The following is a 22,343-nucleotide window of genomic DNA, read 5'->3' on the forward strand; positions in this document are numbered from 1 at the left end:
CTCACCCCGCCGGGGTAGGGATCGGCGGGGTCTGCCCACGACCCCGTGGGTCCGCCTGCGAGCCCGAGGAACCGCCTACAAGCCCGCGAGCACCCGGTCCGGGGTCAGGGGCAGTTCGCGGTGGCGGACGCCCGTGGCGTGGTGGACGGCGTTGCCGATGGCGGCGGCCGTGCCGACGATGCCGATCTCACCGATGCCCTTGCTGCCCATCGGGTTGAGATGCGGGTCGTCCTCGTCGATCCAGTGCGCCTCGATGTCGGGCACGTCGGCGTGGGCCGGGACGTGGTACGCGGCGAGGTCGCGCTCCACGAAGTCGCCGGACGCGGCGTCCATGGTGCTGCTCTCGGTCAGCGCCATGCCCAGCCCCATGGTCATGGCGCCGATGAACTGGGAGCGCGCGGTACGGGCGTTGAGGATGTGTCCGGCGGCATAGACGCCCAGGAGCCGGCGTACCCGGACCTCTCCGGTGACCGTGTCGACGGTGACCTCCGCGAAGTGGGCGCCGAAGGCGTGCCGGGAGTAGGGGCTGTCGGCGTCGGCGCTGCCCGCCGTGTCGGCGTGCGCCCTGAGCCCTTCGGACGGCAGGGGGCCGGTGTGTTCGGCGAGGGTCGAGGCCAGCCGCGTACAGGCCTCGTGGACGGCCCAGCCCCAGGACGCCGTGCCCGAGGAACCGCCGGCCAGTGGCGCGGACGGCAGGTCGCTGTTGCCGACTTCGGCGCGTACGCGGTCCAGGGAGACGCCGAGTGCGTCGGCGGCGACCTGGGCGAGGACGGTACGGGCGCCGGTGCCGATGTCGGTGGCGTTGATGCGGACGACGAAGCCGCCGTCGGGAGTGGCGTGTGCCTCCGCCTGCGCCGGGCTCGCCATCACCGGGTAGGTCGCGGAGGCCACGCCCGTACCGACGAGGAGCGGGCCCTCGGAACGGATCCCGGGGCGGGGGTCGCGTGCCGCCCAGTCGAAGCGCCGCGCGCCCTCGCGCAGGCAGTCGACGAGGTGGCGGCTGCTGAACGGCTTGCCGCTGTCGGGTTCGGTGTCCGGCTCGTTGGTGATGCGCAGTTCCACCGGGTCCAGGCCCGCCGCGGCGGCGAGTTCGTCCATGGCCGACTCCAGGGCGTACATGCCCGGTGCCTCGCCGGGTGCGCGCATCCAGGACGGGCTCGGCACGTCCAGCGGCACCACCCGGTGGGCGCTGAGCCGATGGGGTGCCGCGTACATGATCCGGCTGGGTACGGCGGCCTGTTCCACGAACTCCTTGATGCGGGAGGTGTGGGTGGTGACCTCGTGGAGGGACGAGGTGAGGGTGCCGTCGGCGGTGGCGCCCAGGCGGAGCCGGTGCAGGGTGGGCGCCCGGTGCCCGACGACCGCGGGCAGGAAACGCCGGGGCAGTGCGACGGTGACGGGGCGTCCGGTCTCCCGGGCCGCCATCACCGCGAGCACCACATGGGGCCGCGGGGTGCCCTTGGAGCCGAACCCACCGCCGACGTGTTCGCTGATGACGGTGACGTCGTCCTCGGACAGCTCGAACAGCGAGGCCAGGGTGGCGCGTACGGTCGTGGCGCCCTGGCTTGAGTCGTGCACGACGAGCCGGTCGCCGTCCCAGCGTGCGGTGGCCGCGTGCGGCTCCATGGGGTGGTTGTGCAGCGGCGGTACGCGGTAGCGGGAGTCGACGCGGACCTCGGCGGACGCGAACGCGCCCTCGGGGTCGCCCTGTTCACGGCGTGCGGGGAAACCGCCGTTGGCCTTCTCGGGCGCGTAGGCCTCGGGGTGGTCGTCGGTGAGGGTGACGTCGTGTTCCTCGACGTCGTACGCGACCCGGACCGCGGCGGCGCCCGCGCGGGCCGCCTCCAGGGTCTCGCCGACGACCAGGGCGACGAACCAGCCGTGGTGCGGCACGCGCGGGTTCTGCAGCACGGAGAGCGTGGGGTCGTCGGCTGGGGCGAGCCGGGGCGCGTTCTCGTGGGTGAGGACGGAGAGCACCCCGGGCAGTGCCAGAGCGGCCTCCGTGTCGACGGTACGGACCGTCCCGCCGGCGATCCCGGCGGGCACCGGCCAGGCGTGGGCCCTGCCGGGATCGGTCTGTTCGGCGGCGTAGCGGGCCCGGCCGGTGACCTTGTCCCGGCCTTCCCGGCGCTCGGCGGGCGCGCCCAGAGCGGTGCCGGTGTCGGCCATGACTGCTCCTTCTGCTGGGTTTCCGGACAGGTGCTGGTCGGGGTTCCGGTCAGGTGCTGGTGGTGGGCGGCGCGAGCCGTCGCAGGGCGTCCACCGCGAGATTGCGGGCCAGCCGGACCTTGTAGCCGTTGTCGCGCAGCGGTCGGGCGGCGGCGAGTTCGAGGTCCGCGGCCCGCTCGAACGCGTCCGTCGTCGGCGCCGCGCCCAGCAGCGCCTCTTCCGCGAGCCGGGCCCGCCAGGGACGGTGGGCCACTCCCCCGAAGGCGAGGCCGACCTGCCGGACGACACCGCCCTCCACGTCGAGCACCGCGGCAACGGAGGCGAGGGCGAAGGCGTACGAGGCCCGGTCGCGGGCCTTGCGGTACAGCGAGGGCAGCCCGGCCGTCGCGCCCGGCAGGACCACACCGGTGATCAGTTCGCCGGGGCGGATCACCGTGTCCTGTTCGGGGTGGTCCCCGGGCAGCCGGTGGAACTCCGCGACGGGAACGGTCCGCGGCCCGTCCGCCCCGTGCAGTTCGACCTCCGCGTCCAGGGCGGCGAGCGCCACGGCCATGTCCGACGGATGCGTGGCGACGCACTGCGGAGAGTGCCCGAGTACCGCGTGGTCACGGTGTACGCCGTCCAGGGCTCCGCAACCGGAGCCGGGAGCCCGCTTGTTGCAGGGTTTGTCCGTGTCCTGGAAGTACGGGCAGCGGGTGCGCTGGAGCAGATTGCCGCCCGTGGTGGCCGCGTTGCGCAGTTGCCCGGAGGCCCCGGCCAACAGCGCCTGGGAGAGCGCCGGGTAGCGGTCGCGGACCGTGGGGTGGGCCGCGAGGTCGCTGTTGCGGACCGTGGCGCCGATCCGTACCGATCCGTCGGGCAGTTCGTCGACCGTGTCGAGGGGCAGCCTGCTGACGTCGACCAGGGTGGACGGTTCCTCCACGCCGAGTTTCATCAGGTCCACCAGGTTGGTGCCGCCGCCGAGATAGCGGGCGCCGGGGTGGGCCGCGTACAGCTCGGTGGCCTCCTCGACACTGCCGGCGCGCGCGTAGGCGAGGGGTTTCACCGGATCACGTCCTCTACTGCCCGCACGATGTTGGGGTAGGCACCACAACGGCAGAGGTTGCCGCTGAGCCGCTCGCGGATCTCGTCCGGATCGAGCGCGACCGGCTGCCCCGACGGTGTCCCGGGGTCCGTCACGTGCGAGGGGTGACCGGACTCGGCCTCGGCGATAGCGCCGACGGCGCTGCAGAGCTGTCCCGGTGTGCAGTAGCCGCACTGGAAGGCGTCGCGGTCGATGAAGGCCCGCTGCAGGGGGTGCAGCTCGCCGTCCGCCGACCGTTCCTCGCCGTCACGGTCACTCTCACGCTCACGCTCACCCGCACCGTCACCGCCGGCGAGTCCTTCCACCGTCGTGATGGCGCAGCCGTCCTGGGCCACGGCGGGCAACAGGCAGCTGTTGACGCGGCGGCCGTCCACCAGGACCGTGCAGGCGCCGCACTGGCCGTGGTCGCAGCCCTTCTTGGCGCCGGTGAGCCGCAGCTGCTCGCGCAGCACGTCCAGCAGGACGGAGCGGTGGTCGACGACGAGCGTGCGCGGTCTGCCGTTCACCCGCAGTGTCACCTCGGAGTGGTGGCGATCGGGTGACGAGGGGATGCGTTCCCCGCGAGTGGCAGCCACCGGGCTGCCCGGGCGACCGGCCCCGCCGTCCGTGGCCGAGGCGGTCGTCGGGCCGCCGCTTGGGCTGTTCTTCGGGCTGTTTCTCGGGCTGCCCATGCTGTTCATGACCTTCCGACGGCACTCCGGACCACGCAGCTCACGTATCCAGGCTGCGGTCCGCCGCACGTTCCCGCACGCCGGAGGGTGCTTCGTCAGCCCTCGCCAGGCCTTGCCAGGTGTCGTCAGGCGTTGTCAGCGGCCGGCCGCGGCCGTGACCGTCGCCGGGTCCTCGCCGGTCAGCTCCACGATGCGGTGCGGCGCCACACCCGCGGCCAGCGCCCGTCCGATCAGCTCGTCCCGGCCGTCCGTGATGTCGCGATAGGACAGCAACTGCTCCTCGACCCGCGCGATCGCCTCCGGGCCGGTCCGTCCGCGCAGCCGGCTCAGTTCCTCGTCGCTCAGCGGCACCGGCAGCCGCTCCGCGCCCTCGGGAACGGAGCCCGTCTCCTCCGGCGGCAGCAGCCGCAGTTCCGGCGCGGTCGCCGTCGTTCCCTGGGCGTCCAGCCATGCCCGTACCGCGGGAGTCTCCATGCAGGCGAGGCCGCCGACGGCGGCCGGGGGCACGCCGAGCCGCACGGCCGCGTCGCCGAGCAGGAACAGGTAGGCGTCGTCGGTCATCCTCGGCTCCATCTCAACAGCTACTGGTCCACCTCCCTGTACCCCGCCCTCTCCGGAATACCGCCGTCCTTCGGACCGGCCGACGACCACCGGCAGGTTCGCGGTCCTGGCAGGCTCACGGTCGCGGGCAGGCTCACGGTCGCGAGGTCAGGGCCCCCAGCACCCACGGCATGCGCTGCCGGTCGGTGACGATCAGCACGGGTACGCCCTCGTCCTCGCACTCCAGGACGCAGGCCTGACTCCGGAGCTGCGGCGGCGAGGGGTCCGACCAGTAAGGATGACGGACGCGCAGCGGGGTCAGGGTGCGCGGCACCGCCCGGCGGTGGGCCACGCCCGGGTGGCCCATGGTCGCCGCCAGGAGACCGGCGCCGGCCAGCAGGTGGGTGCCGTGTTCCGCGTAGGGGACCTCGCCCAGGATCCGGCCCGGGAAGTGCTCCTCCTGCGTGGGCACGGTGGGCGGCACGTCGATGGTGTCGTCACCGCGGCGGCGTCGGCGCAGGAACACGGCGGCCACCGCGCAGACGGCGGCCGCGACCGCGGTGGCACCTCCGACGAGGAGGAGCGCAGCCCCCATGTCGTCGGTGGCCCACGGGGCGAGCGCTCCGACGAGTGCCAGGCAGACGGCTGCCAGGAAGGGCAGGCCGATGTCCGACGGGTGCGCCCTCTTCGCCACCCGTGAGTGCAGCGCCATCCAGAACCAGCACCAGAGGAAGCCCGTGCCGTAGAGGGCGATGGCGAGACCCGGGGTGGCGACGACCTTGTAGTCGTCGCGCGGATCCGCGTGGGAGTACTTGCGCCCGGTGGCGAGGTCGACGTACCGGATCTGTCCTCGCCAGTAGGTGACCCGGACATCCGCCCCGGGGGAGGCGACCGGCCGGTACGAGGGGTCGCCTCCGAGTGTGGCACGCCCCTCGGTACCGTCCGCCTCCACGACGTACAACCGGTACGAGGTCGTCTTACGGCCCCGTACGACCTCGGTGTGGTCGATGCGCGCGCTCACGGTCCGCAGACAGTCGTCGGACGCGTCGCCGTCCGAGGCGCAGCGGGACGCGGTCTTGAAGGCGTGCCCCACGCCGATCGCGGCGGGCGTGCTGATCAGCAGCAGCCAGGCCGCCGCCAGCGCGCACACGGCGGCGGCGACCGCGACGCCGATCCGTTGCCCACGGTTCCTTGAACGCCGTACTACAGGCGGTACTTCAGTCGACGCTTCAGTCGATGCTTCGGTCGGCACTTCGGTCCTCACACGAGTCACCAGGACATTCTCATGTGGTGACAGCCGAAAGAAAATGAGTCAACTGAGCCCTGTGACGGGCGAGTTGTTGCCGGGATCCGGCAGGTGGTGGGTGGGACGGGAGAAGTTGGATGCACGACCCGAAGAGACAAATGCGACTTCTATGAATACGTTTGGACATAGCGGTCACTCGTAACTTCGAGAACCGAGAAGAACATGTCTCTCGCAAAGGGGATGGTGGTATGTCTTCCACCGAGTTTCTGACCGATGAGCTCACCGACGTCCGGGACCTGGACATCGAGGCGGCTCTCGACCCGACCGAGGCCGACGGGACCTTCCGCGACAGCCGCGAATGTGCGGCACTCGCGCTGGCGGCCGGACAGGGGGCAGTGCTCCTGTCGCCTCCGACCCCGCGTCCGAAGAAGGGCTGACGGGACACTCACATGGAGCAGTCAGGCACTTCGACCCGCCTCGCGGGCGCGGTGCAGGGCCTCACGTCGGAACTGGTCTCCGCTCTTCGGAGCGGGGGCCCGTTCCGGTTGACCGGCAGCGTCCCGGACGTCGGCACCCCCGAAGCCGCGGACGGCCTCACCCTCGCCGCCCTGCGGGTGGTGGGGGCCGACGCCGCCCTGCCGAGCGTCCTGCACCGCACGCCGTCCGCACCCGACGACCTCGTCATGTTCGGCAGGGCCGTGCGGGCCTACCCGCCTCCCCCGAACGCCTCTCCCACCTCGGTGTGGAGTCACTGGGCCATGGAGCGAACACTGCTACGGCTCGACGCGTCCCCCGGCTCCCTCGACGGCGTGCCGGGCCGCGACGCGGAGCTCGACGCCAGGTGGCTCGACGACGCCTCGTGGCAGTCACTGACCCACCAACTCGCCGTACTGGCACCGCTCGCGGTCCCCGGCGAGGACTGCGCGGTGACCCGCGTGGCCCGCGGCCGTCCCGTCGACGTCGCCCGGGGATTCGTCCGGGCGGTGCGTCGCCGCGACTGGCTGCAGGCGGCGGGCGCGGGACGCTGGCTGGTCCTCCTCGACGATGTGCCGGACACCCTCGGGCTGGAGGCGGGCCTTGAGTTCGTGGCACAGATGGGCTGCGACGACCCACGCGTGGCACTGCAGGTCGAGGCGGCACGACTGATGCGGGCCGGAGTGCGGGTGTGACGGCGCGCGACGTCCGGGACGTGGGCGAGGCCGCGCTGGCCTGGGTGTCCGCCCACCGCGGCGCGTTCACGCTCGGCGACGACGCACTCGCCGAGCACGGCGATGTGAACCGCACCTGGAAACCCCTCGGCGAACTGGCACAGGTCTGTGTCAGTGTCCGCCGGCACACCGAGCCCGGCGACCCGCTGCACGCGACCGCCGCAGACCTGCTGGCCTTCGCCTGGCACGAGACCGGGCAGGGCTCTCTCTTCCTCGAACTGCAGCGGCTGGAACCCTTCGCCACGTACCCCCTGGAGATCTACGCGGCGTTCGCGTCGGCCGGACTGCGCCACACCGACTACGAACAGGCCGTAGCGACGGTGGCCCGCACCCGCGGCTGGCAGCTGACCGAGCAGGAGCCCAACCGGCGCCTCAGCGTCCTCAACTCCCTTCGGCGCAGCACCGTTCCGCAACGGGACGACATGGGGCAGGCGCTGTCGCGCACCTGGCTGGGCGGTCTGCCGGAGCCGTGGACGTTCGAACGGGCCGCCGGCTACACCCTCACCCATGTGGTCTTCCACCTCACCGACTGGGGCCTGACCCCGCGGAACGTTCCCCCGCGGATCGACGGCTATCTCCGGCTGTGGCTGCCGCCCTGGCTGGACACCTGCCTTGAGGCCGGACAGTGGGACCTGAGCAGTGAACTGCTGGCCGTGGCCGGCAGCCTGCCGGGGCCACCGGACCGGCCGATGCTGCGGGAGGCCTGGGCGAAGCTCGCACGGGCGCAGGACGCGTCCGGCGCCGTCCCCGAAGTCGGCACCGACACCGGCGCCGACACCGGCGCGGACGGTCCGCCCGCCGCGCACGATTTCATCCGCTGCTACCACTCGACCCTGATGACGGCCTTCGCCGCCGTGCTGACCACCCGCCGTCCGCACGCGAGCGCCGACGACGGCGCGGAGCCGGGGAAGGCACGCGTCTTCGAGCACACGGCGCATCCGGGGCACGGTGGGCGAGGAGTGTCCAGATGACCAGCACCCGCCTCATCCACACCGTCGGCACCGGCGCCCTGGAGTGGCTGCACGCCCACCGCGACGGGTTCCGTCTGGAGGAGGACGTCGACCCGGAAGTGGGCTTCCTCGAACGCTTCAAGCCGGTCGGCGAACTGGCCCTCATCTGCAAGGTGTTGTTCCGCGAGGGCGTGGCCGGCTCCCGACAGGCCCAGCTGGCACGGCAGTTGCTCGACCACGCCTGGCGCGACACCCTGGACGGCGGCCGGATGCTGGTCCGCGGCCAGCGCATCGAGCCCCTCTCCCCCATCCCGTTCGAGGTATATCTCCCGTTCAAGGAACTGGGATACAGCCACCCCGGCGTCGAACAGGCCTTCCTGCTCAACCAGCGGCTGGAGAGCTTCGAGGCCTACGAGGTGCCGCCGGTGCGCCGCCTCGGCCTGTCCGCGTTCCAGCGCCGCTTCGGCCTGTCGCCCCGGCCACCGGAGTCCGAGGCCCTCACCAGGACATGGCTCGGGCGCACCCCCGAGCCCTGGACCGTCGAGGGACACATCGCGTACGACATCACCCACACCGTCTTCCACCTCACCGACTGGGGGGAGAACACCGCCGGACTGCCGCCGCCGCTAGCCGACTACCTCGCCACCTGGCTGCCGGTCTGGCTCGACGACTGGCTCGACCTGGAGCGCTGGGACCTGCTCGGCGAACTGCTCGTCGTCGACGCCTGTCTGCCGCGCCCCACCCTGGACGAGCGGGCCTGGGAAGGCTTCGCCGCGGCCCAGCAGTCCGACGGGGCGATGCCCGCCGTGCGCACCATGCCCGAGGGCGACCGCGAAGAGGTCTTCGACCTCGTCTACCACCCGACGCTGGTGGCTGCCTTCGCCTCCGTACTGGCCACGTCCCGCGCGCTGACGCAGCTGGCGCACGCACCGGCATGACACGACGACGCGAGCCCTGGCCGGGCGTTCCCCTCGGCTTCACCGGCGAACTCCCGCCGGGCCGCCCCTCTACCGAGCCGCTCCCGGACGGCGGGACGGTATCGGACGGCGGGACGCTCCCGGACGGCGGGACGGTACCGGACGGCGGGACGGTACCGGATCTGCTCGACGCCGCCGTCGCAGCCGTCGACGCGCCCGACGTCGTCTTCGCCCTCTCCCGGGACGGTCGGCGCACGGTGCGCTGCGGAGGCACCGGGACGCCTCCGTCCGTTCCCCGCGATCTGCTGCGCTACGAGATCGGCTCGGCCTCCAAGACGTTCACCGGGCTGCTCCTGGCCCAACTGACCCAGTCGGGCGCCCTGTCCGCGGGCGAACCGGCCGCCACCTGCCTGGATCCGGCCCGGCGGGCGGGCCGGGACCCCGTCACCCTCGCGCACCTGGTCACCCACACCTCCGGACTGCCCGCCCTGCCGGCCGACTTCTTCCCCCGGGCGCTGCCCACGTGGCACACGAACCCGTACGCCGGATACCCGGACCGGCGCGTGGTCGACGCCTTTCTGCGCCGCCGGCAGCGCCGCCGGCCCGGCACCCGCTGGCACTACTCCAACTTCGGTGTCGCCGTGCTCGGTCACGCCCTCAGCGCGGCGACCGCGACACCCTGGGACGACCTGCTCGGCGACCGGGTGCTGCGGCCGCTCGGGCTGAGCGGCACCACCCTCAGCCCCGGCGGGCCGGAAACCGACGCCACCGGACACCGCGCCGACGGCACCACTCCCACACCCCCGCTGACCGTCGGCGGATTCCAGTCGGCCGGCGCCGTCCGGGCCACCCCGCCCGACCTGCTGACGTTCCTCGAAGCCCATCTGGAACCGTCGGGCCCCCATCCTGCGGGCGGCCCGCATCTGGCCGACGCGCTGCGGGCGGTACGCCGTCCGGTCCTGCGGCGCGGCCTGGGGCACCGGCACGTGCACACGGTGGCCTGGTTCCAGCATCCCACCGGTCACGGCCCCATGTACTTCCACTCAGGGGCCACACTCGGCCAGCAGGCCTTCCTGGGCTTCAGGCCCGACATCGGAACGGCCCTGGCCGCCGTGTGCACCCGGCGCTTCAGGTCGCGTGACACCTTCGTGGCGACGGCGTACGCGCTGCTGGCCGGGATGTGAGACACAGCCGCACCCACCGGGCGCATGCGAAGGCGCGAGGGCCGTGTCCGGAGACAGGCACCTCGCGCCGCCGCCACCCTGCGACCGAGTGACCGAGTGACCGTCAGAGGCGCTGCCACAGGGCCGGCGTGAGGCGGGGCTGCCACGCTCCCTGCGCCTGGTGCGTCTGCAGACACTGGTACGACACGCCGTCGTAGGTCACCCGGATCCCGACCTCGTACACCCGGCCCGTGGTCCAGCCGACCGTCCGGCCGTCCTCCGGGGCGGGCGTGCCGCTCTGGGCCGTGGCGGTCTTGAGCGTCAGCCCGTACATGGTCAGCAGCGGGTTGATGGGCTGGTGGAACGTGATGCCGCCCGACTTGCAGTCGCCGGTGCCGCCGGAGGTGACGCCCTGGGCCTGGGTGCCGGACACGTAGGAGCCGCCGGAGTCACCCGGCTCCGCGCACACGGTCGTACGGGTCACTCCGTCGATGTCGCCCTCGGCGTAGCTCACGGTGGTGTCGTGCTGCTCGATGGTGCCGCAGTGCCAGCCGGTGGTGGAGCCGGAGCGGCAGATCGCCGCGCCCACCAGCGCCTGTACGGAGCCGGCGACCTGCACGTTCGTGTCGCCCTCGCCCTTGACGGCGGGCGTGGCGGTCCACTCGCTGTTGACGCTCACCCAGGACATGTCCTTGCCGGGGAAGACCGAGGCCTCGAAGGTGCCCTGGGCGACCTTGTTGAAGCCGGTGGTCTTGGCGCCCGCCTTCCCGCAGTGCCCGGCACTGGCGAACCCCTGCTGCTCCCCCTTGGTCACGGAGAAGCCCACCGAGCAGCGGGCCTGGTCGTCGATGTAGTACGCGTCGCCGCCCCGGACGTCGTACAGGGCGCGCGGCCGGTCCGCCGACACCTTGACGTCCACGAGCCGCCGGTCGATCCCGGCGGCCGCGATGAGCTTGTCGGCAGCGGCTCGGCTCGTCGCCTGCAGCGTCACGAGGTTGGTCCGTACGTCGACGTACCGGACCGGCGTGTCGAGAGCCTTACCCATCGCGGCGGCGTCCAGCTTCGACTTGGCGGTGTCCAGGTCCTTCAGCGCGTTCTTGACGACCTTCGCCTGCGCCCCGTCGGCCTTGATGGCGGCGACACCGGCGGCGTCGGTCGTCGCGACGGTCAGCCCGGCGGAGGTCGTGCCGTGCACCCAGGCGCCCGCGAAGTGCTTGCCCAGTACGTTCTGGAGCCGGCCGGCGCGGGTGCCCGCCTCGGCCTCGTTGACGAGCCGCGCCTTGGCCTGTGCGCCCGTCAGCCGCAGGTCGCGCTGCATCGCGCGCAGGACGACGACCGAGGGCCGGTCGGCGCCGAGCGTCTGCGCGGAGGAGGGCGCCGGCGCGGGGGGCTCGGCGGCCGCGGCGGCGGGCAGCCCGGTGAGCGCGAGTGCGCCGAGCACGGTCAGGGCGGTCCGGGCGGCTCCGCCGGCGTGTCTGGGGACCATCGGGTGACTCCTCGTTCTCGGGATATCTAGGCCTTGCCGACATGGGCTCAGAACATGTCTGGTTTCTGATGGTTCGGCGCTTCGGAGGACACGAAGGGCCCGCCCGGCGGAGTACCGGATGCCGAGGGGCCGCCGCACCGGGTACTGATGTCCTGCGCCGTCCGGGACCGTTGTCCGGGACCGTTCGCGATCAGTCTCGATCGGCCGCGATCGTTCGCGGGAGGTGCGGCGGCGGGGCGAACAGCGCCCGTCAGACGGGCTTGAGGCCCGGGTCGCCCGCCTCGGTCACGAAAGACGCGGCCGTCGTGATCGATGCGCCCGGCTTCGTCACGGCGGAGACGGTCCGGTAGTCGGCCCGGGCCTTCGTACGGTCCAGGGCGACCCGCACATAACCGCGCCGCCCGTTGTAGAACCTCAGGTGCGGGTTGGCCTTGTGGTAGGTGTCCCAGTTGCCGGGCCGGTCCGCGCCGTCCTTGCCGCTGGCGACCGAGGTGGCGACGATCTCCGTGCCCAGCGTCTTAGAGGCCGGGTCGTCGAAGTCCTCCTTGATGTCGAAGGCGTACCCGACGTGCACGTCCCCCGTCATGACGACCAGGTTCTCGACCCCGGCGGAGTCCGCGCCGTCGAGGACGCGGCGGCGCGAGGCGCGGTAGCCGTCCCAGGCGTCCATGGACGTCCGTGCCTCGGCGCCGAGATCGAACTTGCGCTGCGAGAAGCACACCTGTTGCGCCATCACGTTCCAGCGGCTCTGCGAGGCACGCCAGCCGTCGAGCAGCCACTTCTCCTGCGCGGCGCCCGTGATGGAGCGTGCCGGATCGTCCGTCTCGGGGCCGGGCGCGTGCAGCGTGTCCCCGTACGCCTGGTCGGAGCGGTACTGGCGGGTGTCGAGGACGTCGAACTGGGCGAGGTTGCCCCACTGGAACCGGCGGTAGAGCTGGGCGTCCGGGCCGTTGGGCATCTGGGCGTTGCGCAGGGGCTGGTTCTCCCAGTGCGCGCGGTAGGCCGCCGCGCGCCGCAGCAGGAACTCCTGCTCCGGCTCGTTGTTCTCACTGATGGCGCCCGCGTAGTTGTTCTCGGTCTCGTGGTCGTCCCAGGTGACGACGAAGGGATGCGCCGCGTGGGCCGCCCGCAGATCCGGATCGCTCTTGTAGAGGGCGTAGCGCAGCCGGTAGTCGTCGAGGGTCTTGGTCTCACGGTTGTACAGGTCGGGCAGCTTCCGGTCCGTGTAGTTGCGCGCGCCGCCCACGGAGTCGACGGCGTACTCGTAGAGGTAGTCGCCGAGGTGCAGGACCACGTCGACGTCGTCCTGGGCGAGATGGCGGTGCACGGTGAAGTACCCGTCGTGGTACGCCTGGCAGGCCACGGCCGCGTAGGTGAGCTTCGCGACGGCGGCCGTGGTGGCGGGTGCCGTGCGGGTGCGGCCGGTGTCGCTGATCCAGGCCCCGGTCCTGAACCGGTAGTAGTAGACCCGGCCGGCTTCGAGGCCCTCGACCTCCACGTGCAGGCTGTGGTTGTACTCGGGGAAGGCGACGGCGGTGCCCCTGCGGACCGTCAGGGCGAAGAACTCGTCGGTGGACACCTCCCACTCGACGGCCACGTACTGCCCGGGCAGACCGCCGCCCGGTTCGTACGGGGCGGGCGCGAGCCGGGTCCACAGCACCACGGAGCCGGGCAGCGGGTCTCCGGAGGCGACGCCGAGGGTGAACGGGTCGGTGGGGATCCTCGCCCCGTCCAGTTCCCCAGGGCCTGCCGCACCCCGGGCCGGCAGGTTGGTGCCGAAGGCGAGGGCGGTGGCCGCGGCGGTCACCGTGAGGAACCGGCGGCGCCCGAAATGCCGTGCCGCGGAGCGCAGTTCGGGGTCATGTCGTGACGAGGTGTCCTGCGTCAGCGGTCTGCGACGGCCTGCCGGGGCCATGGAGGCCTCCTCTCACGGTTGACGACACGCACAACGGACCCACCGGCTGCGTGCGACCAGGTCACGGGGCCGCCGGAAGTGGATCACCGCATGTTAAACAGATAAAGCTCACAAATACGGCAGGCGCGGGACTGACGGGGCGTCCGGGCCGGACACACGGGAGCGCGTCCGCGCCGGACACGTCGGAGCGCGTCCGAGCCACCGGACTGACAACGTCCGCTTACCATGTCCGACTTGACCGGTTGCGGCCGGTGACGCGGGGTACGCGGAAGCCCCGTAGGAACACGGGTGAACAGGGAAAGGAACACGAGTCATGGCACTGCGAGGCAGAGCGACACCGCCGTCCGAGCTGGGCACCCTGGAGCGCGGCACCAGGCAGCGCGGGCAGCTGCGGGTGCGCCTCATGGACATCGCGTGGACCGCGCTGTGCACCGTCCTGGCCCTGTGGGCCGTATGGAGTGTCTTCGGCGTGGCGAACGGAGCGACCGACTGGGCCTACTGCGCCGTGGCCTGGGTCCTCCTGGCCATCGCCCTGTCCCTGCGTGTCGTGACCGCCCGCCGGCGGACCCGGGTCTGACGCACCGACCCGAAACCTAGGAGTGACGGACCATGGAACGCGTCAACACCCTGCTCGGCAAACACATCTGGCTGCAGTTCGTCCTGTCGATACTCGCCGGCAGCGCCCTGGTGGTGCTCCTGTTCCCGGGACCCTCCGTACTCTCCGTCGTGCTCCGCACGACCGTCGTCTCGGTCGGAGGCATCGCCGCCGTGCTCCTCGCCCGGCGCAAGGAGAAGCGGGCCGCGGGCAGCACGGACGGCCTCGTCGTACTGGACCGGAAGCTGCGCAAGGGTGACGTCCCCACCGATCCGGCCGAGCGGGACGCCATGCGCGCACTGGTCGCCCAGCGCCTGCACCGCACACGTCACCGCGTACCGGCTCTGGTCTTCCTCACGGTCCTCTTCTGCTCGGTCACCGTGCTGACGGCCGCGACCGGCGGGCCGCGCCAGACCATCGGCTTCGCGCTGCTCACCGTGGTCTTCATCGGCTGGGGCATCTCCAACAGCTCCCTCCAGCACCGCCGCCTGCGCGCCATGGACGCGGCCCTGAGGAGCGACGGCGCCGCGCTGCGGCCCGACTATTCCCAGGCCTAGGCCTGCGCCGGGCCCGGCGCCGCGGCCTCAAGGTCGTCGATGCCGCCGGACATGATGGTCCGGACATGCTCGCTGATGTGCTCGGCGGGCCAGTCCCACCAGGCGAGGGCCAGCAGCCGCGCGATGTCCTCGTCGGCGTACCGGCGCCGCAGGAGCCTGGCCGGGTTGCCGCCGACGATGCCGTAGTCGGGCACGTCATCGACCACGACGGCCCCGGAGGCGATGATCGCCCCGTGACCGATCCGGACCCCGGGCATCACCGTGGTCCGGTATCCGAACCAGACGTCGTTGCCGACCACGGTGTCACCCCTGCCGGGCAGCCCGGTGATCAGATCGAAGTGCTCGGCCCAGTCCCCTCCCATGATCGGGAAGGGGAACGTCGAGGGGCCGTCCATCCGGTGATTGGCCCCGTTCATGATGAACCGCACGCCTTCGCCCAGCGCACAGTACTTACCGATCACCAGCTTCTCCGGCCCGTAGTGGTACAGCACATTGCGGGTCTCGAAAGCCGTCGGGTCGTCAGGATCGTCGTAGTAGGAGTACTCCCCCACCTCGATCAACGGCGAGGTGACCAGGGGACGCAGCAGCACCACCCGGGGCTGCTCGGGCATCGGATGCACCACATCGGGATCGGCGGGAACGGCCGGCATCACGGATCAACTCCTCCTGGGTGACGGGTCACATGATCGCAGCCGCCGACGCGACGAGGGCGATTGGCCCGCTTTCTCCAAGTCCATGGTCCCGGCCTGCCCTACGGCTCTATGCTTGAAGCCGCGTCGGGGGGACGGGGATTGCATGGTGGCACCTGAGGCGTCCCGCAACGCAGATCGGGCGCAAGGTTTGGCACGTGACGAATTCGCACTGGAGCGCTACCGCTACATACTCCAGCAGATTCACGCGGTGAACGAGAATCTCCACCGTTTCCTGGCCATCTACCAGACGCTCGCGACCACATTGGTGACCGCCGTTCTCGCTCTTTTCGTGGGATACCGAGAATGGGGGATCGACGCCGCGACAGCACGTGGCGGAGTGGTCGGGCTGCTCGTCCTCACCACCGTTGTCGCCGCTTTCACCGCGACCTTGATCGTCGTCGGAGCCCTTACGTGGCTGGACTACCGCCACGAGGAGTGCGACCTCACCGACGAGATGGTCGCCCCCGACTTCCGCAAACGCCCGCGCACCCGCAACCTGTTGCGCTGGTACGAGACGTACGTCCTGGTATTCATCGTCGTCTCGGTACTGCTGATGTGGTTACTGGCCATGCTCTTCCTGCTCCCCGCGATGAGGTGAAGTTCTACGGTGCCGGAATTCGATTACACCGCGACACCTCTTTGGCGGAAGACCCTCGCTGTACGACCGCGCGGGGACGATCACCGGGTCCAGCGGGAGCGTCTGCGTGCTTCCTATCTGGCCCTGCGTGAGAACGCGGCCCCACTGCTGACGGAGAACGCCCGCAGCATGCCCGATTTCACGGTCCACGACATCACGCACGTCGACGCTCTGTGGGAGACGGCCGACATCATCTGCGGTGAACAGGTCACTCTCACACCGGCCGAGGCATACGTACTGGGGTGTGCCTTCGTGCTGCACGATGCGGCCATGGGTGCGGCTGCGTACTCCGTGAGCCTCCCTGACGCGCTCGGCGAACAACGGTGGCGCGACCTCGTATCGATCACTCACTTCCGCAAGAAGGGATGCTGGCCGGACGCAGCGGAGCTGGACACGCCCCCGGCGGAGATCGCGGAGGAATGCCGGGCGATCGCCATCCGGGAGGCGCACGCGGAACAGGCTCGACGGCTGGTGGACCAGCCGTGGCGGTCCAGCGCGGGCAACGAGATCCACCTCATCCAGGATCTGCAACTGCGCGAGTCGTACGGCCCGCTCATCGGCGACCTGGCGGCGAGCCACTGGTGGTCGGTCGACGCACTCGGCTCGCAGTTCCGGCAGGCCAAGGGCTCGCTGACCTGGCAGCCGGTGGAATGGCTCATCGAGCCGCTCAAACTGGCCTGTGTCCTGCGGCTCGCCGACGCGACCCAGATCGACAGTCGGCGTGCGCCCACGTTCCTGTTCTCGCTCCGCAGGCCCGAGGGTCTGTCGCACGACCATTGGCGGTTCCAGGAACACGTCAGCCGGCCTCATCTGCAGGGCGACCGGGTCACGTACACCTCACTGCGGCCTTTCGCCCCGCAGGCCGCGCCCGCGTGGTGGCTGGCTCTGGACTATCTCCGCCAGGTGGACGACGAGTTGAAGAAGGTCGACGCCCTCCTCCACGATCTCGGACGCGGACGACTGGCCGCCCGTGCGGTGGCCGGGGTGGACTCCCCCGAGCGTTTCGCCGAGTTGTTCCCCGTGACCGACTGGCGGCCCGTCGACGCCGCGGTGAAGATCTCCAACGTTCCCTCCCTGGTGGAGACCCTGGGCGGTGAACAGCTCTACGGCAAGGAACCGGAGGTAGCCGTCCGTGAGCTGATCCAGAACGCGCAGGACGCCGTCCTCGCCCGCCAGGTGATCGACCCCGACTTCACAGGCGCCCAGGTCGAGGTGCGACTGACACAGACACAGGGAGACTGGCATCTGGAAGTACGCGACAACGGCATCGGCATGGACGAGGAGACCCTCGTCCACGGCCTGCTGGACTTCGGCACCAGCGGCTGGAGTTCTTCCCGCGTCCGTAACCGGCTGCCCGGACTCGCCAGCGGAGGTTTCAAGCCGAGAGGCCGGTTCGGTATCGGCTTCTTCTCAGTCTTCATGCTCGGCCACGAGATCGAGCTGACCACCCGGCGCTTCGACGGTTCGACGGCGGACGCCCGCCGGCTCACCTTCGAGGGATCATCGAGGCGCCCGCTCCTCGCGGCTCTGCCGGCCTCCGTCCGGACGGCCCCTGGCACCCTGCTTCGCATCCGACTCAAGGAGGATCCGTACAGCGCCGAGGGCATCCTCCTGCACACCGAGGACGACCACCTCAGCCAGCTCGTGCGCCGACTCGTCCTGGAGAACATGGTGCCCATCCGGGTCTGGGAGCCTGGAGCAACCTCCGCGGAAGCCGTCGAGCCCTTCGCCCTGGCCACCGGGTCGCCCGAAGCGGTCTTCGACCGCCTCTACCCCTCCTTCACCAAGAGCTGGAAGGTGAATCAGGAAAAGCAACGCCTGCGGCTGCGGGACGCCTTCATCGAACGCGCCACCGAACTTTTCGACGACGACCAGCAGCGCATCGGTCTGGCTGCCCTGGGATCCGACCTTCTTTACTGGACCCAGCTCAATTACCAGGGCATCGTGACCGTCAACGGTTTCCTCGCCGACGAAGCAATGGGCTTCGCCGGGTACCTCGTCGGCCGACCGGATCGTGCTTCGCGAGACCAGGCCAAACCTGTCGCCGACCTTGACCAGCTGCGCCGCTGGATAGGTGAACAGGAACAACGACTGCGCACCACGGACAACTACACGGACTCACTTCAGCTGGAACTCTCCTTCATCCAGTACCGAGCCCTTCACAGTCTCCCCGGGGACGCCGCCTTCGCCATGACCGCCGATGGGCTCATGCGGCCGGCCGACGTCATTCGGTGGGCCGCGCAACGGTCCGAGGTGTTCCTTGTCGAGGGAGGCCCGCCGCTGAGCTGGAGAGCCCGTCCGCCCGGGGCCTTCCACTATCTGTCCGGACGCGAGGTGCGCCTGGCCGAGGGCTGGGTCCTGGTCTGCATCGACGTCCTGGATCCCAAACTCGCCGATCTCTTCCCAGTTGCCCACGGCCGCGACAGCGCCTACGAGTTCGCCCGCCACGACACGAATCTCAGTTGGCAGAAGTTCTGGTGGCGCCTTTCCGGCAATGTGCACGGGCTGTTCCTCGAAGCCCTCTGCTCGGCGTGGTCCTGCACCATGGGCGACCTCCTCGCGCCGATCGAACAACGAGGCTGGTCGGACGTCGCCCATCTGGAGGACGAGTCTTTGGGACCCATCTGGGGCTACCACCTACGACGCCCGCACCAGACAATCCCGCCTTCACCGTCGGCCCCCTGAGCCTCGCTCGAAGCATCGCACGTACTGCGGAGCTGCCGTGTCGCCCCCAGTCAGCAGCCGTAGCGCGGCGGCCCGCACCTCCGCAGAGGGGGCCTCGTCCGCCAGCCGACGCAGGGCCGGAAGTGCCTCGGTCAGGCCGTCGAGCGCGTGGCAGGTGCGCCAGGTCGCGTCCCTGCCGGACGCGAGGTGGGCGGTGAGCGCGTCCGCCACGGGGCGGCGTTCCCAGACGCGGAGGCCGTCGTGGACGCGTGCGCCCAGGCCGTCGACCGCTCCCGCACGCACCTCGGCTCCGGGGTCGTCGAGAAGCGGGAGCAGCAGCCAGACCGCGTCCCATCTTCCCGCCCTGCCCACCGCAAGCGCGGCGGCTCTCCTGGTGGTCGCCGGCAGCTCCGTGTCGGTGAGGGCTCTGCGCAGATGCTCCACGGCAGTCCCCGTGCCGAGGTCGCCCAGAGCGCCTGCGGCCCACCGTCCGGCCCGGGGGTCGCCGAGCCATCGCACTGCGAGGTCGGTCACCCGCCGTTCGCCCTGCCACCCGAGTCCGCTCAGCAGCGTGCCCGCGACCTCCGGGTCCCGTTCCGTCCGCAGGGCCTCGACCCAGGCGTCCCGCACCGAGCGCCCTTTCAGGTCCAGCAGCCGTCGGGCCGCCGCGTGCCGCACTTCGGGGGACGGGTCGCGCAGCCCGGTGAGAAGTGAGTCGAGCAACCGCCTGCCACAGTGCCCCGGCAGCATCTGCAACGCCTGCGCCCGGGCGGCGCCCTCGCCCTCCCGGGCCGTGCGGAGCACCTCCGCGCGGACGGCCGGGTCTTCGCGGAATCGGTACAGCAGCTTCCGTGCGCGTCCCCACACCGCGCCTTCCGGATCGCCCAGCAGCCGTGCCGCCGCCGCGACATCGCCCGTCACGCCCAGCGCGTACAGGCCGTCCAGGGCGTTGATCCGCAGGTGGTGGTCCGGATCGTCGAGCAGGCCAACGAATGCTTCCGTGACTGCTCTGCCCGTCAGCTTCAGCCGGATGGCGGCGACCGAGGCCCGGCGTCGCACCCAGGGGTCCAAGTCACGCATCAGCCCCGGCAGCACGGTGGCGTCCGCCTCCGGGACGCCGAGGCGGCCGAGTCCCAGGGCCGCCGACGCGCGCACCTCCGGTACGGGGTCGGCGGCAGCCTCGGTGAGGGCTTCGGCGTGCTCGGGTCGGCCGATCCTGCCGAGGCCTTTCGCTGCCGCCGCGCGACGCTCCGGATCCGCTTGCTTGTCGGCGTTCGTCAACTGACTTAAGAAGTAGGCGATTTGTTGTTCCGTCCCCATGGCACCCCCTGCAAGGGAGACTCATGAGCCGCCCCGGGGTTGCGCTTCCGCCCGCAGGGCCGCGTGTCCGTTCAGTGGCCGCGGAACGCCTCTTCCAGCCACCACGAGCCGTGGTCCCGGGTCACCTTCGCGTCGATCAGCAAGGGGGCGGACCGGGGGCCCGCGACCCAGTCCTCGACGGCCTTCAGGTCCGTCGGGGCGCGCACGGTCACCGCCTCGAAGCCGTGGCCGCGGGCCACCGCGGCGATGTCCGTCGGCGGGAACTCGACCGTTGTCAGGGGGTGTCCGTCCGGTCCGAAGTGGTGCACCTCCGCTCCGTAGGCGTCGTCGTTGTAGACGACCACGACCATCGGCAGACCGATCCTGCGTACCGTGTCGAACTCCGCGGCGCCCATCATGGCCCCGCCGTCGCCGAGCGCCGCCACCGCGAGCCGGTCCGGACGTGCGAGGGCCGCGCCGATCGCGGTCGCGAGTCCCAGGCCGATCGCCTGGAACGCCTGGGTGAAGCACAGGCCGTTCTCGTCCGGCACCGACAGATACATGATCGGGTGGCCCATGAAGTTGCCGGAGTCCACGCCGATCACGCGCTCCGCGGGCAGGATGTCGTCGAGGGCGATGCTCAGCGTGCGCGGGTCGATCCGCTCACGGCTGCCGTCGTCCTCGTACGGCACGTCCCGCCAGCGCACGCGGGCGGTGATGGCCTCGGCGATGTCGGGCGTCCGGTAGCCCTGCCGTTCCGCGGCGCCGCCCGTCTCCAGGGCGAGCCGGGCGGTGAGTTCCACGTCGCCGGTGACGCCGAACCGCACCTCACGGTGTGCGCCGAGCGCCGACGCGTCGTCGTCGACCTGTACGACGGTCGTGCCGGGCCCGATCAGCCGGCCGTGCCGCATCGTCCACATGTTCAGGGCACAGCCCCAGCCCACGATCGTGTCCGCGCCCTCGATCAGTTCGGCCGTCAGCGGGGACGAGAAGCCTCCGGACACGTCGAGCGACCACGGGTTGCCGTGGAACAGGCCGCGCGCCACGGCCGACGTCGCCAGCAGCGCCCCGTACCGGTCGGCGAGCGCTTCGAGGGCGGCCCGTGCGCCCGGTGAGCGTGCTCCGCGGCCGGCCACGAAGAGCGGCCGCCGCGCCTGTCCGAGGACGTCCACCAACGCCGTCACCTCGTCCGGCGACGGCTCCACCGCCTCCCGTTCCCGAGGCGGTGCCGCCTGTGCCAGGGCGCCCTCGGGAACGTCCAGGGACTGCACCGGCAGGGGGACGTTGAGCAGTACGGTCCGCCGCTCATGCACGGCTCGCGCGACCGCCGCGCAGGCCTGCTCCACCGCGTGCTCGGCCGAGGTGATCCGCAGCGGAACCGCGCCGACCGCCCGGGCCAGCGCCTCCTGGTCGATGTGGAAGTTGGACCTCCGCTCGGTCACCTCGGCCGCCAGCACCAGCAGCGGTGTACGGCTCTTGGCCGCTTCGGCGATGCCGGTCATGGCGTTCGTGAGGCCGGGTCCCTGATGGACGCTCAGTGCGGCCACCGTGCCGCTCGTACGGGCGTACGCGTCGGCCATGGTCGCCGCTCCGCCCTCGTGGCGTGCGGCGACGAACCGCGCTCCGGCCGCGACCATGGCGTTGGTCAGATGGAAGTTGCCCGAGCCGACGACGCCGAAGACCTGGCCGACCCCGGCCGCGTACAGCGCCCGTCCGACGGCCTCCGCGACCTTCATGAGCGCTCCACCAGGGCGAGCACCCGGGCCGGGGATCCGGAGCCCGAGACGATGGGCAGCGGTCCGGCGACGACGACGGCGCCGGTCGGGGGCAGCGCCGCCAGGTTCTGCAACTGGGTGAGTCCGTACTTGTCACTGCCCATCAGGTACGAGTGACAGGGGAAGGCCGGGTCGAAGGCGTGCCCGCGTCCGGCGTCGGTGCCCACCGTCTCGACGCCGAGGCCGATCACCGGCGACTCCTCGGCCACCCAGCGCGCGCACTCCGGCGACAGACCGGGGGTGTGCGGGCCGTTCTCGTCCGCGTTCAGGAACGCCTCCTGCTCGTGCGAGCGGGCGTCCCACCCGGTCCGCAGCAACAGCCAGCCGCCCTCGGGCAGCGGCCCGTGCTCGGCCTCCCACTGCCTCACATGGTCCACCTCCAGGAGGAAGTCCGGGTCCTTCGCCGCCTCGGCGGTGAAGTCCAGCACCGCGGCCGGCGCGACCAGCCGCCCCGCCGGTACGGACGCCACGTCGGCGAGGTCCTTGCCGGTCACCCAGTGGTTCGGGGCGTCGAAATGGGTACCCGTGTGCTCGCCGCTGCGGAAGTTGTTCCAGTACCAGGCCGGCCCCCGGTCGTCGTACCTGCTGATCTCCTCCAGGGTGAACACCTGGGTCTGGCCGAACTCCGGCGGCAACTGCAGCACCGGGGTCGACGACGACAACGGGGCGGTGAGGTCGACGACTTCGATGGACCCTCCTCGCAACCCGGCCACCAGCGCGGCGAGAACGGACGGCTCGGACATGCGGCCTCCTCGTACGACGGAAGAACTGACAG

Annotated in this window: 20 protein-coding genes; 9 read left to right on the plus strand and 11 right to left on the minus strand. The window is 71.4% G+C overall.

The annotated features are described in order from the left end of the window. Positions 1-75 precede the first annotated feature (75 nt). From J8N05_RS25135 to J8N05_RS25155, 5 genes are all read right to left on the minus strand, one after another. Entirely contained in the window at positions 76-2,169 is a 2,094-nt protein-coding gene (locus J8N05_RS25135; protein WP_210886252.1) for a xanthine dehydrogenase family protein molybdopterin-binding subunit, read from the minus strand. Between the two features lie 49 nt (positions 2,170-2,218). Further along, complete coding sequence (locus J8N05_RS25140; protein ID WP_210886253.1) at positions 2,219-3,214, minus strand: FAD binding domain-containing protein; 996 nt, start codon at positions 3,212-3,214, stop codon at positions 2,219-2,221. Next, positions 3,211-3,759 (minus strand): (2Fe-2S)-binding protein, encoded by a 549-nt coding sequence (locus J8N05_RS25145; protein ID WP_407699926.1) that lies wholly within the window; start codon positions 3,757-3,759, stop codon positions 3,211-3,213. The genes J8N05_RS25140 and J8N05_RS25145 overlap by 4 nt, the downstream gene beginning before the upstream one ends. A gap of 300 nt (positions 3,760-4,059) precedes the next feature. After that, positions 4,060-4,485, minus strand: coding sequence for a DUF6003 family protein (locus tag J8N05_RS25150; protein ID WP_210886257.1), 426 nt, complete (start codon positions 4,483-4,485; stop codon positions 4,060-4,062). A gap of 133 nt (positions 4,486-4,618) precedes the next feature. After that, on the minus strand, positions 4,619-5,614 hold the full coding sequence (locus tag J8N05_RS25155; RefSeq protein ID WP_210886259.1) for a hypothetical protein: 996 nt from the start codon (positions 5,612-5,614) through the stop codon (positions 4,619-4,621). Positions 5,615-5,958: 344 nt separating this feature from the next. On the opposite strand from J8N05_RS25155, the gene J8N05_RS25160 reads away from it, so the two are divergent. The 5 genes from J8N05_RS25160 to J8N05_RS25180 are packed head-to-tail and all read left to right on the plus strand — an operon-like array spanning position 5,959 to position 9,969. Beyond that, complete coding sequence (locus tag J8N05_RS25160) at positions 5,959-6,147, plus strand: hypothetical protein (protein WP_210886261.1); 189 nt, start codon at positions 5,959-5,961, stop codon at positions 6,145-6,147. Between the two features lie 12 nt (positions 6,148-6,159). Further along, positions 6,160-6,879 carry a hypothetical protein gene (locus J8N05_RS25165; RefSeq protein WP_210886263.1) on the plus strand — a complete coding sequence of 240 codons (720 nt, stop codon included), beginning with the start codon at positions 6,160-6,162 and terminating at the stop codon, positions 6,877-6,879. Then, entirely contained in the window at positions 6,876-7,889 is a 1,014-nt protein-coding gene (locus J8N05_RS25170; RefSeq protein WP_247706472.1) for a DUF6895 family protein, read from the plus strand. The genes J8N05_RS25165 and J8N05_RS25170 overlap by 4 nt, the downstream gene beginning before the upstream one ends. Continuing rightward, on the plus strand, positions 7,886-8,806 hold the full coding sequence (locus tag J8N05_RS25175) for a DUF6895 family protein (protein ID WP_210886265.1): 921 nt from the start codon (positions 7,886-7,888) through the stop codon (positions 8,804-8,806). The genes J8N05_RS25170 and J8N05_RS25175 overlap by 4 nt, the downstream gene beginning before the upstream one ends. Continuing rightward, a complete protein-coding gene (locus tag J8N05_RS25180) occupies positions 8,803-9,969 on the plus strand; it encodes a serine hydrolase domain-containing protein (RefSeq protein ID WP_210886269.1) in 1,167 nt (388 codons plus the stop codon). Before J8N05_RS25175 ends, J8N05_RS25180 begins: the two co-directional genes overlap by 4 nt. A 103-nt stretch (positions 9,970-10,072) precedes the next feature. Here J8N05_RS25180 and J8N05_RS25185 read toward each other — a convergent pair whose 3' ends face one another. Together J8N05_RS25185 and J8N05_RS25190 are read right to left on the minus strand one after the other, a co-directional pair. After that, on the minus strand, positions 10,073-11,434 hold the full coding sequence (locus J8N05_RS25185; protein WP_210886271.1) for a carbohydrate-binding protein: 1,362 nt from the start codon (positions 11,432-11,434) through the stop codon (positions 10,073-10,075). A gap of 250 nt (positions 11,435-11,684) precedes the next feature. Then, positions 11,685-13,349: an alkaline phosphatase D family protein gene (locus J8N05_RS25190; RefSeq protein WP_210886273.1), complete on the minus strand. Its 1,665-nt coding sequence runs from the start codon at positions 13,347-13,349 to the stop codon at positions 11,685-11,687. 313 nt (positions 13,350-13,662) lie between these two features. On the opposite strand from J8N05_RS25190, the gene J8N05_RS25195 reads away from it, so the two are divergent. Further along, complete coding sequence (locus J8N05_RS25195; RefSeq protein ID WP_210886275.1) at positions 13,663-13,926, plus strand: hypothetical protein; 264 nt, start codon at positions 13,663-13,665, stop codon at positions 13,924-13,926. A gap of 32 nt (positions 13,927-13,958) precedes the next feature. Further along, complete coding sequence (locus J8N05_RS25200) at positions 13,959-14,501, plus strand: hypothetical protein (protein WP_210886277.1); 543 nt, start codon at positions 13,959-13,961, stop codon at positions 14,499-14,501. Here J8N05_RS25200 and J8N05_RS25205 read toward each other — a convergent pair. Further along, positions 14,498-15,151: a CatB-related O-acetyltransferase gene (locus tag J8N05_RS25205; protein WP_210886279.1), complete on the minus strand. Its 654-nt coding sequence runs from the start codon at positions 15,149-15,151 to the stop codon at positions 14,498-14,500. The genes J8N05_RS25200 and J8N05_RS25205 overlap by 4 nt on opposite strands. Before the next feature lie 250 nt (positions 15,152-15,401). Between J8N05_RS25205 and J8N05_RS25210 the strand changes: the two genes are divergently transcribed. Both J8N05_RS25210 and J8N05_RS25215 read left to right on the plus strand, forming a co-directional pair. Then, positions 15,402-15,791 (plus strand): hypothetical protein, encoded by a 390-nt coding sequence (locus J8N05_RS25210; protein ID WP_247706473.1) that lies wholly within the window; start codon positions 15,402-15,404, stop codon positions 15,789-15,791. Between the two features lie 9 nt (positions 15,792-15,800). Further along, positions 15,801-18,515, plus strand: a complete 2,715-nt coding sequence (locus tag J8N05_RS25215) for an HD domain-containing protein (protein WP_210886283.1) — start codon at positions 15,801-15,803, stop codon at positions 18,513-18,515. Here the strand turns inward: J8N05_RS25215 and J8N05_RS25220 are convergent. The 3 genes from J8N05_RS25220 to J8N05_RS25230 all read right to left on the minus strand — a co-directional run bounded on the left by J8N05_RS25220 (position 18,498) and on the right by J8N05_RS25230 (position 22,311). Next, the gene (locus J8N05_RS25220; protein ID WP_210886287.1) at positions 18,498-19,814 is read right to left on the minus strand and encodes a HEAT repeat domain-containing protein; all 1,317 of its coding nucleotides are present in this window, start codon (positions 19,812-19,814) and stop codon (positions 18,498-18,500) included. The genes J8N05_RS25215 and J8N05_RS25220 overlap by 18 nt on opposite strands. Before the next feature lie 71 nt (positions 19,815-19,885). After that, entirely contained in the window at positions 19,886-21,529 is a 1,644-nt protein-coding gene (locus J8N05_RS25225; protein WP_210886290.1) for a thiamine pyrophosphate-binding protein, read from the minus strand. Further along, entirely contained in the window at positions 21,526-22,311 is a 786-nt protein-coding gene (locus J8N05_RS25230) for a cyclase family protein (RefSeq protein WP_210886293.1), read from the minus strand. Before J8N05_RS25230 ends, J8N05_RS25225 begins: the two co-directional genes overlap by 4 nt. Positions 22,312-22,343 lie beyond the last annotated feature (32 nt).

It is taken from the genome of Streptomyces liliiviolaceus, from assembly GCF_018070025.1.
GTDB classification, from domain to species: domain Bacteria; phylum Actinomycetota; class Actinomycetes; order Streptomycetales; family Streptomycetaceae; genus Streptomyces; species Streptomyces liliiviolaceus.

Bases quoted from the DNA above. Each gene is read 5' to 3' on its own strand.
- J8N05_RS25165 (WP_210886263.1), top strand. From the start codon at position 6,160: ATGGAGCAGTCAGGCACTTCGACCCGCCTCGCGGGCGCGGTGCAGGGC.
- J8N05_RS25225 (WP_210886290.1), bottom strand. From the start codon at position 21,529: ATGAAGGTCGCGGAGGCCGTCGGACGGGCGCTGTACGCGGCCGGGGTC.
- J8N05_RS25200 (WP_210886277.1), top strand. From the start codon at position 13,959: ATGGAACGCGTCAACACCCTGCTCGGCAAACACATCTGGCTGCAGTTC.
- J8N05_RS25150 (WP_210886257.1), bottom strand. From the start codon at position 4,485: ATGACCGACGACGCCTACCTGTTCCTGCTCGGCGACGCGGCCGTGCGG.
- J8N05_RS25220 (WP_210886287.1), bottom strand. From the start codon at position 19,814: ATGGGGACGGAACAACAAATCGCCTACTTCTTAAGTCAGTTGACGAAC.
- J8N05_RS25160 (WP_210886261.1), top strand. From the start codon at position 5,959: ATGTCTTCCACCGAGTTTCTGACCGATGAGCTCACCGACGTCCGGGAC.
- J8N05_RS25180 (WP_210886269.1), top strand. From the start codon at position 8,803: ATGACACGACGACGCGAGCCCTGGCCGGGCGTTCCCCTCGGCTTCACC.
- J8N05_RS25230 (WP_210886293.1), bottom strand. From the start codon at position 22,311: ATGTCCGAGCCGTCCGTTCTCGCCGCGCTGGTGGCCGGGTTGCGAGGA.
- J8N05_RS25205 (WP_210886279.1), bottom strand. From the start codon at position 15,151: ATGCCGGCCGTTCCCGCCGATCCCGATGTGGTGCATCCGATGCCCGAG.
- J8N05_RS25135 (WP_210886252.1), bottom strand. From the start codon at position 2,169: ATGGCCGACACCGGCACCGCTCTGGGCGCGCCCGCCGAGCGCCGGGAA.
- J8N05_RS25185 (WP_210886271.1), bottom strand. From the start codon at position 11,434: ATGGTCCCCAGACACGCCGGCGGAGCCGCCCGGACCGCCCTGACCGTG.
- J8N05_RS25195 (WP_210886275.1), top strand. From the start codon at position 13,663: ATGGCACTGCGAGGCAGAGCGACACCGCCGTCCGAGCTGGGCACCCTG.
- J8N05_RS25190 (WP_210886273.1), bottom strand. From the start codon at position 13,349: ATGGCCCCGGCAGGCCGTCGCAGACCGCTGACGCAGGACACCTCGTCA.
- J8N05_RS25175 (WP_210886265.1), top strand. From the start codon at position 7,886: ATGACCAGCACCCGCCTCATCCACACCGTCGGCACCGGCGCCCTGGAG.